The sequence below is a fragment of the uncultured Tateyamaria sp. genome, assembly GCF_947503415.1.
GTDB lineage: Bacteria > Pseudomonadota > Alphaproteobacteria > Rhodobacterales > Rhodobacteraceae > Tateyamaria.
In genome coordinates this window covers 977,369-992,821 of the sequence record NZ_CANNDS010000002.1, presented here as the reverse complement: position 1 = coordinate 992,821, position 15,453 = coordinate 977,369, and the positions used below count along the sequence as shown (strand labels likewise).

At 63.2% G+C, this 15,453-nt stretch carries 12 protein-coding genes; 9 read left to right on the top strand and 3 right to left on the bottom strand.

Annotated elements, in window-relative coordinates; translation table 11 throughout:
- Positions 1-3: 3 nt before the first annotated feature.
- Together Q1A32_RS16030 and Q1A32_RS16025 are read right to left on the bottom strand one after the other, a co-directional pair.
- A complete protein-coding gene (locus tag Q1A32_RS16030) occupies positions 4-945 on the bottom strand; it encodes an alpha-E domain-containing protein (protein WP_299655251.1) in 942 nt (313 codons plus the stop codon).
- A gap of 4 nt (positions 946-949) precedes the next feature.
- Entirely contained in the window at positions 950-2,377 is a 1,428-nt protein-coding gene (locus tag Q1A32_RS16025; protein ID WP_299611298.1) for a circularly permuted type 2 ATP-grasp protein, read from the bottom strand.
- Positions 2,378-2,608: 231 nt separating this feature from the next.
- Between Q1A32_RS16025 and Q1A32_RS16020 the strand changes: the two genes are divergently transcribed.
- The 4 genes from Q1A32_RS16020 to Q1A32_RS16005 all read left to right on the top strand — a co-directional run bounded on the left by Q1A32_RS16020 (position 2,609) and on the right by Q1A32_RS16005 (position 6,980).
- Positions 2,609-3,439: a 3-keto-5-aminohexanoate cleavage protein gene (locus tag Q1A32_RS16020; RefSeq protein WP_299655248.1), complete on the top strand. Its 831-nt coding sequence runs from the start codon at positions 2,609-2,611 to the stop codon at positions 3,437-3,439.
- Between the two features lie 85 nt (positions 3,440-3,524).
- Complete coding sequence (locus Q1A32_RS16015) at positions 3,525-4,760, top strand: acyl-CoA dehydrogenase family protein (protein WP_299611304.1); 1,236 nt, start codon at positions 3,525-3,527, stop codon at positions 4,758-4,760.
- An 88-nt stretch (positions 4,761-4,848) separates the two neighbouring features.
- Complete coding sequence (locus Q1A32_RS16010; RefSeq protein WP_299655244.1) at positions 4,849-6,483, top strand: hypothetical protein; 1,635 nt, start codon at positions 4,849-4,851, stop codon at positions 6,481-6,483.
- A gap of 2 nt (positions 6,484-6,485) precedes the next feature.
- A complete protein-coding gene (locus Q1A32_RS16005) occupies positions 6,486-6,980 on the top strand; it encodes a hypothetical protein (RefSeq protein ID WP_299611309.1) in 495 nt (164 codons plus the stop codon).
- Here the strand turns inward: Q1A32_RS16005 and truA are convergent.
- A complete protein-coding gene (gene truA / locus Q1A32_RS16000; RefSeq protein WP_299655242.1) occupies positions 6,977-7,744 on the bottom strand; it encodes a tRNA pseudouridine(38-40) synthase TruA in 768 nt (255 codons plus the stop codon). The genes Q1A32_RS16005 and truA overlap by 4 nt on opposite strands.
- Before the next feature lie 201 nt (positions 7,745-7,945).
- On the opposite strand from truA, the gene Q1A32_RS15995 reads away from it, so the two are divergent.
- The 5 genes from Q1A32_RS15995 (at position 7,946) to Q1A32_RS15975 (ending at position 15,254) form a co-directional block, all read left to right on the top strand.
- The gene (locus tag Q1A32_RS15995; RefSeq protein ID WP_299655240.1) at positions 7,946-9,358 is read left to right on the top strand and encodes a YcjX family protein; all 1,413 of its coding nucleotides are present in this window, start codon (positions 7,946-7,948) and stop codon (positions 9,356-9,358) included.
- Positions 9,355-9,798, top strand: coding sequence for a GNAT family N-acetyltransferase (locus Q1A32_RS15990; RefSeq protein WP_299655238.1), 444 nt, complete (start codon positions 9,355-9,357; stop codon positions 9,796-9,798). The genes Q1A32_RS15995 and Q1A32_RS15990 overlap by 4 nt, the downstream gene beginning before the upstream one ends.
- Complete coding sequence (locus Q1A32_RS15985) at positions 9,798-10,811, top strand: YcjF family protein (protein WP_299655236.1); 1,014 nt, start codon at positions 9,798-9,800, stop codon at positions 10,809-10,811. Before Q1A32_RS15990 ends, Q1A32_RS15985 begins: the two co-directional genes overlap by 1 nt.
- Positions 10,812-10,813: 2 nt before the next feature.
- The gene (locus Q1A32_RS15980; protein ID WP_299655234.1) at positions 10,814-12,433 is read left to right on the top strand and encodes a cyclic nucleotide-binding domain-containing thioredoxin-disulfide reductase; all 1,620 of its coding nucleotides are present in this window, start codon (positions 10,814-10,816) and stop codon (positions 12,431-12,433) included.
- Between the two features lie 115 nt (positions 12,434-12,548).
- The gene (locus Q1A32_RS15975) at positions 12,549-15,254 is read left to right on the top strand and encodes a DUF2339 domain-containing protein (protein WP_299655231.1); all 2,706 of its coding nucleotides are present in this window, start codon (positions 12,549-12,551) and stop codon (positions 15,252-15,254) included.
- Positions 15,255-15,453: the final 199 nt, after the last annotated feature.

Sequence of the window (15,453 nt, the reverse complement as noted above, 5' to 3'; positions counted from 1 at the left end):
GTGCTATTCGCTGAACCTGTAGTCGATTTCGATTTGACGCCCCAAGGCCGCGCTGTCGCGCAGGAAGTCCGTGATAAACTCATGCAGACCATAGTCGAAAATGGCGTTCATGTCGTGGGCCTTGAACTTTGCGCAGACACTGTCGACCAAGGCGTGGCTTGGCTGATGCGCACCGTATTCCTTTTCCAGATACCCAAGATTGTCGCCGATCTTGCTGTAACAAAAAGCCAGACTACGCGGCAGACGACCGTCAAGGATCAGGAATTGCGCGATGGCCTTCGGGTCCACGTCGCCGTCATGCAGGGTCTGATAGGCGCGTGTGGTGGACGTGGCCCGCAGGATCGTGTCCCATTGCACATTGTCCGACGGGCTGCCAACCAACCGCACCGAGGGCAGCAGGATGTAATATTTCTGATCCAGAATGCGCGCTGTGTTGTCTGCGCGTTCATAGAACGTCCCGATGCGCGCAAAGTTGAAAATGTCATTGCGGACCATTGTGCCGTGCAGCGCGCCGCGCACAAACGCACTGCGCTGTCGGATCACTTGCAGCACGCGCGGCAGGTCCCGATCCTCGATCTGCTGGGCCAGCAGGCGCTTGAGCACCATGTAGCACTCGTTCACCGCCTCCCACACCTCGCGGGTCAGCGCCGTGCGCACAACGCGGGCATTCATCCGGGCAGCTTCGATCCCCGTAAGGATTGAGCCCGGATTGTTCGGATCACGCAGCAGAAAGTCGATGACCTTCGGACCATCCGGCGCGCCATGTGCCGCTTTATACGCCGCGCTCAGGCCCGTCGAAGACAGGATTGACGTCCATTCGCTTTCAGCCGCGCTCGACCGTGTCAGCGAAATGCGCAGGCCCGCATCGATCATCCGTGCGGTGTTTTCAGCCCGTTCAAGATAGCGGAACATCCAGAAGAGGCCGCCAGCGGTTTTGCCCAGCATCGCGCTACTCCTCCAGAATCCAGGTGTCTTTTGTGCCGCCACCTTGGGACGAATTCACCACCAGCGACCCTTCGGTCAGGGCCACGCGGGTCAGACCACCGGGTGTGATGTCGATCCGGTCGGGCGACACCAGCACGAAGGGGCGCAGGTCCACATGGCGCGGGGCAAGGCCAGCATCCGTCAGGATCGGCACCGTCGACAGCGCCAGCGTCGGTTGTGCGATGTAATTGTCGGGCGTTGCTTCCAGCTTGGTCCGGAAATCCGCGATCTCTTTCTTTGAGGCCGCAGGCCCCACCAGCATGCCGTAGCCACCCGAGCCGTGCACTTCCTTGACCACCAGATCGGCCAGGTTGTCGAGCACGTATTTCAGCGCCTCAGGCTCCGAACACCTGTGCGTTGGGACGTTCTTCAGGATCGCCTTTTCGCCGGTGTAGAACTCCACGATATCCGGCATGTAGCTGTAAATCGCCTTGTCATCGGCAATCCCTGTTCCGGGCGCATTGGCGATGGTAATGCCGCCCGCACGGTAGACATCCATGATGCCAGGCACACCCAACATGCTGTCCGGATTGAAATTCAGCGGGTCCAGATACTCGTCATCCACCCGGCGGTACAGCACGTCGATCGGCTTGTAGCCCCGCGTCGTGCGCATCGCCACGCGCCCATCCACCACGCGCAGATCGTGCCCCTCAACGAGTTCGGCACTCATTTGATCGGCAAGAAATGCGTGCTCGTAATAGGCGGAGTTATGAATGCCTGGCGTCAGCACGGCCAGCGTGGGCCGCCCACTGCAGGCATCGGGCGCACAGCCCGACAGCGATTTGCGCAAGGACCGTGGATACTGATTGACCGACTGGACTTTGATCTTGCTGAACAGTTCCGGGAACATGTGCAGCATCGTCTCGCGGTTTTCGAGCATATAGCTCACACCCGACGGTGTCCGCGCATTGTCTTCCAGCACAAAGAACTCATCATCGCCCGTACGCACCAGATCGGTGCCCACAATGTGAGTGTAGATGTCCCCGGGGGGCGTGACCCCGATCATTTCGGGCAGGAACGCGTCGTTGCGGGCGATCATCTCGGCGGGCAGGCGGCCTGCGCGTACGATCTCCTGTCGGTGGTAGATGTCATGCAGAAACGCGTTGATCGCGCGCACCCTCTGTTCGATCCCCTTGGCGACCTTGGCCCACTCGCGGGCGGCAATGATGCGCGGCACCAGATCGAACGGGATCAACCGTTCGGTGGCGTCCGGATCGCCGTAGACGTTGAAGGTCACGCCGATCAGGCGAAACAGTGCTTCCGCCTCTTCGGATTTCGCCAGCAGGCGGCGTGTGTCTTCGTTCAGAAACCAGTCGCAATAGTCGGCATAGGGGGCGCGTGCGTCCGTGCCATGGCCAAACATCTCGTCAAAGTAAGTGGGCTTTTTTGCCATCCCCTTAGCCTGCACATTCTGTCCGCCGCCGCAACCGGACTGGTCGATTGCGGTATCGAGCCGTGATTTCCTGCCTAAAAATCAGGCGGTTGATCGGTGCTGCGGCAGGTGCGTCGGCCAAAGTCTTTCACGATATCTTTGCGTCGTCACACATGTTCAGTGCGGAGGCGCACTGGACCTTGTGCAGCAATTGAGGAACGGTGGCGCCACGCAATCGACACGAGGCACCCCATGTCCGACCCCTGCATCATTTGTGTGGCCATCACCGGCTCTGTCCCCCAGAAATCGGACAATCCAGCGGTGCCGATCACGGTGTCCGAGCAGGTGGAGAGCACACATGCCGCGTTCGAGGCGGGCGCAAGCATTTGCCACGCCCATGTGCGCAATGATGATGGCTCGACCACATCGGACCCCGACAAGTTCGCGCTGCTGAAAGAGGGGATCGAGACGCATTGCCCCGGCATGATCGTGCAGTTGTCGACCGGCGGGCGGTCCGGCGCGGGCAAGACACGTGGCGGAATGCTGCCCCTGCGCCCTGACATGGCGTCGCTGTCCGTGGGATCAAACAACTTCCCGACGCGTGTGTACGAGAACCCTCCGGATCTTGTGGACTGGCTGGCATCCGAGATGGTGGCATATGATGTGAAGCCCGAGATCGAAGCCTTTGATCTCAGCCACATCTTCATGGCCGCGCAGATGCATGCCAAGGGCAAGATCAAGGACACGCCCTATGTTCAATTCGTGATGGGCGTGAAAAACGCGATGCCTGTGGACCGTCATGTCTTTGATTTTTATATTGAAACCGTGCAGCGTCTGTTTCCGGGTGCGCCGTGGTGTGCCGCCGGAATTGGCGCAAACCAGATCGTCCTGAACGAATGGGCCGTGGCTGCTGGCGGGCACGCCCGCACCGGGCTCGAGGATAATATCCGCTGGGACAAGCAAACCCTCGCGCCTTCAAACGCCGCCCTTGTCGAACGGCTGGCGGACATCTGCGCCCAGCATGACCGCCCTGTTGCCACCCCGGCGCAAGCCCGCGACATCCTTGGCCTGCGTGCTGCCTGACCAAATACCCCAGCGTCACCGCACGCTGTGGTAGACACTGCCAAGATGATCCGCCACCCTGACCCAAATCAGGAGGAGATCACCCATGGACATGTCATTCACGCTACGCCCCGAAAACCGCGACCTTCTGGACCGTGTGGCCGCCATGATCCGGGACGAGATCATGCCGCTGGAAGAGGAATACGCTGGCGAAGTGGCAAAGGGCGACCGCTGGACCTACACCGACCGGCAAACCGAAATCCTCGAAAGCCTCAAGGCGAAGGCCAAGGCCGCGGGCCTGTGGAACTTCTGGCTGACTGACAGCGAAAAGGGCTTTGGCCTGTCGACCGTGGAATACGCCCACTTCGCCGAAGAGATGGGCAAGACGCCTCTGGGAGCGGAAGTGTTCAACTGCTCTGCGCCTGATACGGGCAACATGGAAGTGTTCGAACGCTACGGCACCGACCAGATGAAATCCGACTGGCTGGCCCCGCTGCTCGAAGGGGACATCCGCTCCGCCTACCTGATGACGGAACCCGATGTGGCCTCGTCAGATGCCACGAACATCGCCATGTCCTGCGTCCGCGACGGCGACGATTACGTGCTGAACGGCGAAAAATACTGGGCCTCCGGCGCAGGCGACCCGCGCTGCAAGGTCTACATCGTCATGGTCAAGACGGGCGGCGACGAAAACCCCAAGCACAAGCGCCAATCCATGATCGTTGTCCCCGCGGGGACAGAGGGCATCGAAGTGCTGCGCCCCATGCTGGTCTACGGCCATGACGACGCGCCCCACGGTCACATGCACATCCGCTTCACCAATGTGCGCGTGCCTGCCGAAAACATCCTGCTGGGCGAAGGGCGCGGGTTTGAGATTGCCCAGGGCCGCCTTGGGCCCGGCCGCATCCACCACTGCATGCGCGCCATCGGACAGGCCGAAGCGGCCCTTGAGTTGATGTGCAAACGGTCGCTGGCCAAGGAAGCCTTTGGCAAGCCACTTGCCCAACTGGGTGCCAACTACGACATCATCGCCGAGTGCCGGATGGAGATCGAAATGGCCCGGCTTCTGTGCCTCAAGGCTGCATGGATGATGGATCAGGGTGATCCTCGCGCCGCTGCCCCGTGGATCAGCCAGATCAAGGTCGTGGCCCCACGCGTGTCGCTCAAGGTCATTGATGAGGCCGTGCAGATGCATGGCGGGCAGGGGATCAGTCAGGACACGCCGCTGGCCCATGCGTGGACGCATCAGCGGACCTTGCGCCTGGCCGATGGCCCGGACGCCGTGCACCGCCGTCAAGTCGCGCGGGCCGAGCTGAAGAAATACACACAGCAAAAAATGTAAGCCCGGAGCGTCGGCAAGGGCCTGCACCAAGCTGCAAAGCGTCGCAAAACTGCTTGCCTCAGGGTCAATTCTTGGCCCAAGTGAAGGTATGAAGGATCACGCCGCCCCACCCATGCCCCTACGCGCGCCCGAAACGGTGCTGCGCCTTGCGCGTATGGGGCAGATGATGCCCACGCGGCTCAGCTTTCTGCGTGTTCTTGTGCGGCGGCTGTGTGCTGAGCGGGCCGAAGTGCGGCGCATCCACTGGGACATTTGCGATCAGGGCTATGGGCAGGCGGCCTATGCCGTTGATCTTGGGGGCCACACCTATTCGCTGGTCGCCATCTCCAACGATCTGCCCGCCGATCAGCGCAGCGACCGCGTCATCGCTACGGCGTGGGATGCGGCCTTTGTCCTTTTTGACGGGATCGCCACGCCTGCGGAAATCGCACGCATCGCTGCCCAAGCACCAAAACAAGAGGCTGGCCGGTTCGAACCCCGCGACCTTGTCCTCAGCCGCGCGAACAAATCCGTGCGCATGTGGAATGCCACGGTGGCGGCGCTGAAAGCAGGGCTGCAACCCGATCCGCAAATGATCCGCGACATCGGCTACCTGATGCGCACCACCGCCGTTTACGGCAACGGCAAGTTCGGCATTGCCGACCGCTATCTGATTGCCGACCGTCCCGGCCTCGATGGCCCCTTCGCGGCAGAAATGCTGGCGGTCTTTATGATCCGCCACTTCACCTTGGATCTGGTCCAGCACGTAGGCGGTGCCCCGCTAGACCCATCGCTCGCCCGCCATCTGGGCATCGGCAACGCCACGGGCCTTGGCATGGCCCCGTTCCTCGTTAACCACCCGGTGCTGCTGCACAATTGGATACAAGCGCGCGAGACGGCTCTGGCCCGCGTTCTGGACCGAGACACGATCACAGATGAGCAACACACGCGGCTGCAATCCCTCGCCAAGCGCGCCCAAAAGCACCTGTCAGACTGGCACGTCCCGGCAGAGGATCACGACGCCATTTTGCGCCAATTGGAGGCAGACTGGGCCGCGTTCCTTCCTCAGATCGAAGCGGCAACCTCATTTGCCATGCTGTGGGATGCAGCAGCGGACCAAACGGACACTTTGCAAGAACTCCTAACAGCCCTCCTGATCGAGCTTTGCCCGGAAGACGTCGATGACCTCTGCCACGACATGGCCGACCGCCATGGCCCACTGATCGCGCCTTTCGCCGATACAGATGCCGTCAAATCCGCCGTTGAGACCCACTGGCAATGGGCGCTCGACTGCGACTATCACAACGCCGACGATTGCCGCCGTTTCTGGTACGTAAGTGCGGCCAAGCTGGAACCGCGCCTTGGCGACCGCTTTGCCGAGCCGGGGGCCGAGCTGGAAACCCCGCTCGACATCGCACGCCGCGTGGCACAGCTGCACGCAGACCTCCCCGACGCCGCCCAACCCGTTTCAAAGTTCACCGAAACCCACCCGCAACACACCCACGCCATCAACCGCGTGGCCCTGCTGACCCGCTACCCATACGCCGAAATCCGCGACAATCTGATTGCTGCGACGTGTCGCCCCATTGATATGCTGCGCTGCAAGCTCAGCTTCTTTGGAGCGACAAAGTTCGATCCCAAGTCCGACCTGTGGACCCGCATCACGCTGGCACAGGGCGCACCTTTGGGGGATGAACTGCGTCCCGAGATGGATGATTGGTGGCTTCCGGTAATGGAGCGATGAACATGTCATGGACCGAAGTACAGACGCTGGGTGTCAAGGCGGCCAGCGGTGCCGGAGTGCCGCCCGCACAGGCGCTCGCATTTGGCGCAATGTTGGCCCGCCATGTGGCCGATGAAGGCCCGCAAGGGGCGGTGCAAGCAGCCCTCGACAACCCCGACCGCATCGTGGCGCTGGCCCACCGTGTCGAGACAATTGTGGAGGCGGCGTCGATCACCTCCAAACCCGTTGATGCGACCGAGGATGACGCGGGCACCCGGGCCATGCTGGTCAGTTGGCTGGCGGGACTGCCCTGCAAATCCGAACTGGATGTCGCAGGCCCCAAGGTGCGTGTCAGCCTGTCGCTCACAGAACCCAGCACGCGGGGGCGGCCCGAACGGTTGGCACTTACCCCATCACTGACGGAACAGCTGAACACGCTTGCCGCCAAAACCTACGTCCCCGACAGCGATGCGTCGCGTGCAGGTGGCGCAGGGGCCGGGCTGATGGAACTGGACTAGGCGAACGGATCGTCAGGATATCCCACGCCGGCCAGATACAGCCCATCCGGTGGGCACACAGGACCACACGCGGCCCGCTCACAGGCCTCAAGCGCGGTCTTAACGTCCTCGGGCGCCCATGACCCCGCACCAACCCGCTCCAACGTGCCCACAAAACTGCGCACCTGATTGTGCAGGAACGACCGCGCCCGCACATCAAACTGCACCTCAGGCCCATGCACACCATCGACACGGACCACATCCAGACGGTCCAGCGTTTTCACCGGGCTGTCCGCCTGACAAATGGTCGACCGAAAGGTGGTAAAGTCATGCCGCCCGACCAGATGATCGGCGCCTGCCTGCATGGCGTCCACATCCAGCAGGTTGTTCACCCGCCACACGAGGCCTTTGAGATGCGTCGCAGGCGCGCGACGCATCAGAATACGAAACAGATACCGCCGCTCAACGGCCGAAAACCGGGCATGCCAATCATCCGCGACACGGACACAGGCCAGTATCGCCACCGGATGCGCCTTCAGGTGATAATTCAACGCCTCGGACAACCGAAAAGGGTCCCAGTCCTTCTCCATATCGCAATGGGCCACCTGCGCCAGCCCATGCACCCCGGCATCCGTGCGCCCTGCAGCGGCAATATTGTGATCACGCGGCTCCAGCTTCGCCAACGCAGCTTCGATCGCCCCCTGCACGGACGGCTGATTGGTCTGCCGCTGCCACCCGACAAACGGCCCCCCGTGATATTCGATTTTCAAGGCATAGCGCGGCATGGGCGCGGACCTATCCCCAATTGGCGACAACAGCAACGCCACGCTGCATCCTCATTGTCCCAAAAATGCGCCCGCCCATTGCCTGTCAGGTGGCTTTGTCACCGTCAGGGAAGGCATCTGCACGCACAACCCACACAACACCAAACTGGTACGCATCGAAACAACGCCTTACATAGCCCCTGACGATCAAAGGGGTGCGACGTGGTTCTGACGACAATTGCCGATGGGGTGCTGGATGTGGCCCAGGGCATCTATGATACCGGGGCGGACCTGTTCGGGGACACGACCATCCGGCTGGGCGTGACGGGGCTGGCGCGGTCGGGCAAGACGGTGTTCATCACGTCGCTTGTGGCCAACCTGCTGGATCAGGGGCGGATGCCGCACCTTCTGGCCGCCAGCGAAGGGCGCATCGCCGCCGCCTACCTGCAACCGCAACCTGACGACACTGTGCCACGGTTCGACTATGAAACCCATATCGGCGCGCTCACCGGCAGCCCGCCGCACTGGCCCGACAGCACGCGGGCAGTCAGCGAATTGCGCGTGTCGCTCAAGGTCAAGCCCAACGGGTTGCTGGCCGGGTTGCAAGGCCCGCGCACGATCCATCTGGACATCATCGACTACCCCGGCGAATGGCTGCTGGACCTTGGCCTGCTGGACCAAAGCTACGATGATTGGTCCGCGACAACACTGGCACGCCTCGCCACGCGTGACACGGCGGCCACCTTCCGCGCCGCGCTGACAGACGTGGATGGCGCTTCCAAATTGGAAGAACCGCAGGCCAAAACCCTTGCCGCCGCCTTCACCGACTACCTGCACGCCGCCCGCGCTGCGGGGTTCTCCGATTGCACACCGGGGCGCTTCCTGCTGCCCGGTGATCTCGCAGGCTCCCCCGTCCTCACCTTTGCACCGCTACCGCCCGGTGACGCGCCACGCCGCTCGCTGCGCCGCGAAATGGCGCGGCGGTACGAGGCCTATAAGTCACAAGTCGTCCGCCCCTTCTTCCGCGACCACTTTGCCCGCATCGACCGGCAGGTGGTGCTGGTGGACGCGCTGGGTGCCATCCACAACGGCCCTGCCGCGGTCGAGGATATGCGCGCCGCAATGTCGGAAATCCTGTCGGCCTTCCGCCCCGGTCGCAATGCGTTCCTGACACAGCTTTTCCGGGGCAAACGGGTGGAGAAAATCCTCTTTGCCGCGACCAAGGCCGACCACCTGCATCACACCCAACACGCCAGGCTGACCGCGATCATGGCTGCACTCACCCGCGACGCCCGCGACCGTGCCCGCTTTGCCGGGGCGGACACGCAAGCGCTGGCACTGGCCGCCCTGCGCGCCACGACCGAAGAGACGGTGCAACACGACGGCAGCCCGCTGGACGTGGTCCGGGGCACGCTGCTCGACACCGGCAAACAGGCGGCGTTCTACCCCGGTGCCTTGCCCGAAGACCCCGCGCACATCCTGTCCCCCGCGGCAAATGGCGCGCAGGAATGGCTGGGCGAAGACTACAGGGTCATGCGCTTTGCACCCGCCCCGCTGACCCTGCGCCCCGGCGACGGCCCACCGCACATCCGGCTTGACCGCGCGGCGCAGTTTCTGTTCGGGGACAAGCTGTGACCGTTCTGCGCCCCGCTCAGCCCACCGATGCAGGTGCCGTAGGCGCGATCCTGTCGGCCTTCATCGACGGCACCGACTGGATGCCGCGCATCCACACGCGGGCCGAGGATCTGTCCTTTGCCGGGTACATGATCGAACAAGGCTGGGTGACGGTGGCTGAAAAGGCCGGGCAGGTTTGCGCGTTCTCGGCGCTCAACGGACCGGAAGTGCATTCACTTTATGTCGCGGAGGGCGCGCAAGGGCAGGGGATCGGTGCGAACCTTCTGGCAGACATGCAAGAGGCAACAGACCACCTGACTCTCTGGACCTTCCAGGCCAACACCGGCGCGCAACGCTTCTACCTGCGCCATGGCTTCACCGAAGCCGAACGCACCGACGGCGCGCGCAATGACGAAGGTCTGCCCGACATCCGCTACGACTGGCACAAGGACAAATCGTGATGGCCAAAGGCCCCGTACTGATCGAGATCGAAGATGACCCCGCCCCCAAGGTGGCCGACGCACCCCCCGTGCCCGACACCACGCCCGTCGCGATGCCGCGCGGCGAGGCCATGCAAATGGCAGCGCGTGTCGCCACGCGCAAGCCGTCGCGGCTGGGTCGGTTGTTCTGGGGGCTGGCGGCAGCGCTTCTGATGGCGGTGCTGAGTGCGGCTGCTTGGGACTTCGTGAACGCGTGGATTGCGCGCGCGCCCATCGTCGGCTGGGCGTTCACCGGTCTGCTCGGGGCCTTTGTCGCCACGCTGCTGGTGATTGCCCTGCGCGAACTTGCAGCCTTGCGCCGCCTGACCCGGCTCGACGGCTTGCGCCACGCGGCAGCGCAGGCGGTTGAACAAAACGACCTTGCCGCCGCCCGCGCCGTGGTCGACCGGCTCGACGCGCTCTACCGCGCGCGCCCCGACACCGAATGGGGCCGCACCCGGCTGGCCGAGTTGCGCGGCGACCAGATGGACGCCCAAGGCCTGCTGAAACTGGCCGAAGACACCCTTGTTGCCCCGTTGGACAAGGCCGCCGAACGCGAGGTCGAGGCCGCCGCCCGGCAAGTCGCAGCCGTCACAGCGCTGGTGCCGTTGGCACTGGCCGACGTGGTGGCAGCACTGACCTCGAACCTGCGCATGATCCGCCGCATTGCCGAAGTGTACGGCGGGCGGGGCGGGCTTCTGGGCAGTTGGCGGCTGACCCGCGCGGTGATGGCGCATCTGGTGGCCACGGGCGCTGTGGCGGTGGGTGACGACATGCTGGAACCTGTGCTCGGTGGTTCAATTTTGGGCAAACTGTCCCGCCGCTTTGGCGAAGGGCTGGTCAATGGCGCGCTCACGGCCCGCGTGGGCGTGGCCGCCATGGAAGTCTGCCGCCCGCTCACTTATGCAACCGATGAAAGACCCAAGGCGCGCCGTCTGGTGAAACAGGCATTGGGTGGCCTATTTCAGGGTCCGAGAGACAAGGGACAACACTGACGATGGAAACATTTGCCGCTGATCTGAACACCATGGTGCGCACCCCGCTCAGCGACGGGCACGTCGCAGCATTGCACCGCGTCGGCAGGCGCGTGCATTTCAAGGCGGGCGACTGGATTCAGAAGGCAGGCGACCGGTTCGACGAATTCCACTACCTCCTCGACGGAGAGATGGAGGCCGTGAACCCCACCACCGGGCAACGCTATGGCAACGCCACGCTGGGGCCGGGGCAATATGTGGGCGAACTGGCGTTCCTGACGGGGGGTAAGACGTTCATGGGGATGCGTGCGGTGCAGGACACCGAACTGCTCTGTGTGCCGCGCGACGACATGCTCAAGCTGATGTCCGACATCCCGGAAATGTCCGACATCATCATCTCTGTCTTTGCGGCGCGCAGGCGGCGCATGGTGGACAATTCCGAAGGCGGTCTGACCCTGATCGGTGGCGAGGTGGACCGCGACGTGCGCCGCATCGCCAGTTTTGCCTCGCGCAACCGCATCCCCTTTGTCGAGGTCGAGATTGATAGCAGCGAAGGCACCGCACTGGCCAACCAGTGCAGCCTCAACCGCGCACACCCCGCCGTGGTCTTTGCCAAACATCAGGTGATCGACCCGCCCACGCCGCGCGGTGTGGCGGCCACGCTGGGCCTCGACTTGGCGCTGCGCAAGGAAGACGTCTACGACGTGGCCATCGTGGGCGGTGGGCCTGCCGGTGTGGCCGCAGGCGTCTATGCCGGGGCCGAAGGGCTGTGCGCCGTGGTGCTTGAGGACCTCGCCATCGGCGGGCAGGCAGGCACGTCGTCGCGGATCGAGAATTACATGGGCTTTCCCACGGGTATCTCGGGCGGCGATCTTGTGGGACGCGGCGAAATACAGGCGATGAAGTTTGGCACCCGCTTTGCCATGCCCGTGCGGGCGACGGAACTCATGCAATGCGAAAAGCACCTGTTCCATATCAAGCTGGACAATGACGACTGGGTATCGGCCAAGGCCCTGATCGTTGCCACGGGTGTGCAATACCGCCGCCTGCCGCTGGAGCGGTTGGAAGAACTGGAAGGCAGCGGCGTCTATTACGCCGCCACAGATGTCGAGGCGCGCTATTGCAAGGACACCGAAGTGGCGGTTGTCGGCGGCGGCAATTCGGCCGGGCAAGCGGCGATGTTCCTGGCCCGCACCGCGCGTCACGTGCATGTTCTGGTGCGTGGCGAGTCGCTGGCATCGTCGATGTCGGACTACTTGCTGCAAAGGCTTGAAAGCCATCCACGGATCACGATCCACCTGTGCACGCAGATCAAGGAATTGCACGGCGATGACCGCCTTGATGCGATCACGGTCCGTGACCGGCGCGGGGCGCAAGACTGGAAATTGAACACCAAGGCCGTGTTTATCATGGCGGGGGCTGCCCCCAACACCAAGTGGCTGTCGGATCTGGTGGAACTGGACGACCATGGCTTTGTCAAAACGGGCCCCGAGGTGGGCGCGTCCAGCGGTTATGAAACGTCACGCCCTGGTGTTTTTGCCGTGGGCGACGTTCGGGCCGGATCGGTCAAACGGGTGGCCAGCGCGGTGGGCGAAGGGTCGGTCGTGATGTCGGCCGTATGGGCGCATATCGCTGACGATTAGAGGCGCCCGCGCCATGGGGGCGACAGACTGACCTGCAAAGGTCTGGAAAACCTTGCCTTTTGTGTCTGGCGGTCGTGCGTTACCCTCTGTGTCACCTGTGTGCGAGGGGGCGAATATGGATGAGTTGTTGGTCATTGGCGGGTTCGTGATTCTCGCGATCCCTGTCGCTGTCATCTATTTGCTTGTGGCGGTATCGGGCCTGCGCAGACGCATCGCAGAGCTTGAGCGCGCCATGCCTGATGCATTGGCGACGCCCTCCACGAAAATCGCGGACGTGGCCCCCCGCGTGCCGGAGACATCACCGGACACCCCCTGGACACCTGCGACCCAGACCGACGAAACGGACGCCAAGGACCCCATTGCCGAACCCGCCGCAGCACGGGTCATCGCGCAACGCAAGGCGGCAAAAGCCGAACCGCCAGCCGATGTGCCGCCTGCTGGGCCGACGATGCTCATGCGCTTGGGATCATGGGTGGTTGCCAACTGGTTTTACGCGGTGTCCGCCCTGTCATTGGCGCTGGCTGGTCTGTTCCTCGTGCAATACGGCATCGAAAACGACTTTTTCCCGCCAACCGCCCGTGTGCTGGCCGCCCTTGGATTTGGTGGCGCTCTGATTGCCGGGGGCGAGGTGATCCGGCGGCGCTTTGGGGACAGTGACGACAGCGCTTCGGCCTACATTCCATCGGTCTTTTCCGGGGCCGGTTTGGTTTCCCTGTTCGGAGGGATTGCAGCCGCGCGCTTGCTCTATGATTTGATCGGGGTCGAGGCGGCCTTTGCCGGAATGGCTGCGGTTGGGCTGTTGGGCGTCGGGCTGGGATGGCTGTACGGGCCGCTTCTTGCCGCAGTCGGCGTGATTGGTGCCTTCACCGCGCCGCTGCTGGTGGGCAGTACAGTGCCCGCGACGTCTTGGTTGTTTGTGTATTTCGGTGTGGTCACAGCTGTCGGTCTTGGCATCGACACGATCCGCCGGTGGGCGTGGGTGTCGGTGCTCAGCCTTGCCTTGGGTTTTGTCATGGGGTGGTTGACGGTGCTGGGTGGCGGAACCGACTTGGTCCTGGGTTTTCAGGCGCACGTCGTGGTGCTGGCCGTCCTCGCGATCCTGATCCCCGCACGCTCTTTCCGCCCGGACCACGATGGTGTGCTGATCTCAGCCTATCTGCTGGATCTCAAGGGCACGAAACCGGCCTTCCCGACGCTGTTGGCGCTTGCTGCAATCATCGTGACATCTGCATCCATCGTCTGGAGCGCATCCGCCGGGGCTGAGCCTTTCTGGATGGCCGTGCTCAGCCTTGTGATCCTCGGGCTCGCGATCACCTACTGGTCGCTCAGTGCGCCTGCATTGCAGGAACTGGCCTTGCCGCCCGTCTTGGCCGTGATCGCGGTGATTGCGATCGAAGGGGTAGAAACCGGACCGGTGGTTGCGGCCTTTGCCGAGGCCTATGCCGTCACGGTCGAAGCGGACTTTCCGCTTGCGGTGACCCTGATGTGGGGCGTGGGCTTGCTGTTCAGTGCCGTTGCCGCCCTCCGCGCATTGCGTGCGGGCCTGTCGCTGGCATGGGGTTTGGCGGCAGCCTTGATCGCGCCCACAATAGCCATTGTGCTGGAGTTGACATGGGCACCGGCCGCGACGTTGGGCGCGTATAGCTGGGCCCTGCATGCTATCGTTCTGGCCGCTGTGATGGTCAGCTTTGCCCTCCGTTTCGCGCGCGTGGATGTGCCGGATCGCACCCGCGCGTCTGTCTTTGTGCTGTCGGCGCTGGCGTCTATCACGTTCGCTCTTGTCCTGATCCTGTCGCTTGCTGCATTGACGGTGGCGCTGGCCGCCACAGTGTTGGCTGCGGCCTGGCTGGATCGGCAATTCAAGCTGCCGCTTATGCAGATCTTCATTGCCGTGGGCGTTGCTGCCATCGGTGCGAGACTTGTCGGTGATCCCGGGCTTGGCTGGGCGCTGGATGCCCCGCTTTGGGAAATGGTGCTGGCCTATGCCGGATCGCTGGCCGCATTTGTCGCATCACTGTGGCTGTTGCGCGGGATGGAGCGCCGGACGGCGCGGATCATGCTTGATACGGCCGCTTGGTCGACGCTCGGTGTCCTTGTGTCCCTGCTTTTGATCCGGTTTCTCGACGATGTGCTGCCGGGGCATAACACGGACTCGCACTGGGCCATGGGCTTGTTTGCAGTCATCTGGCTTGGGCTGATGCTGGTTCAGATCCTGCGCATCGAACAGCTGGGCGGTGTGCTGGCGTGGGTGCGTGCAGCGCTCGCGCTGATCTTCGGTCTCGTGGGATTTGGAGCATTGGGTCTGGGCATGACGGTGCTGTCGCCGCTTTTGACCAGTTGGGGGGATCAGGTTGCTGGCCCGCCGCTTTTGAACACACTTGTTCCCGCGTATTTGCTGCCGGTGTGTCTGCTCGCCGCTGGCGCATGGCGCGTGCGCCACCGTGCTCTGCGCTGGGGCCTGGCGATTGTGGCCATCGGCACCGGCGTCTACTGGGCCTTCGCGACGATCCGCCACCTGTGGCAAGGACCTGTCCGCATGGAGTTGACCCACGGTTTCCTGCAGCCGGAGCTTTACAGCTACACAGTGGCGATCCTGCTGACCGGGGCGGTCCTGTTCTATCAATCGCTGGCGCGCAATGCGACGGGTCTGCGCCGTGCTGGCCTTGTGGTCATCGGGCTGGCCGTGGCCAAGGTGTTCCTGATCGATATTTCGGGCCTTGACGGGTTGGTGCGGGTCCTGTCGCTGGTGGTTTTGGGACTGTCCTTGGCAGGTCTTGCATGGCTCAACCGCTGGGCGCAGATGCGGCACCCTCAGAATTGAGCGCGCTTTTGCGCGCACATGATGTTTTGCGCCCCCCTCCGGGGGGCGCGTTGATGCGAGGCTCTGCCTCGCGCTCCGGGATATTTTCAGCCAGAAGAAGAGGGGACTTGTGAGCCTTCCGCCCCCTGCCTATAACGCGCCCATGATGCAGATGATCATCATTTCGCGAATTATATCCCCGGCGCTCTGACCCACCATT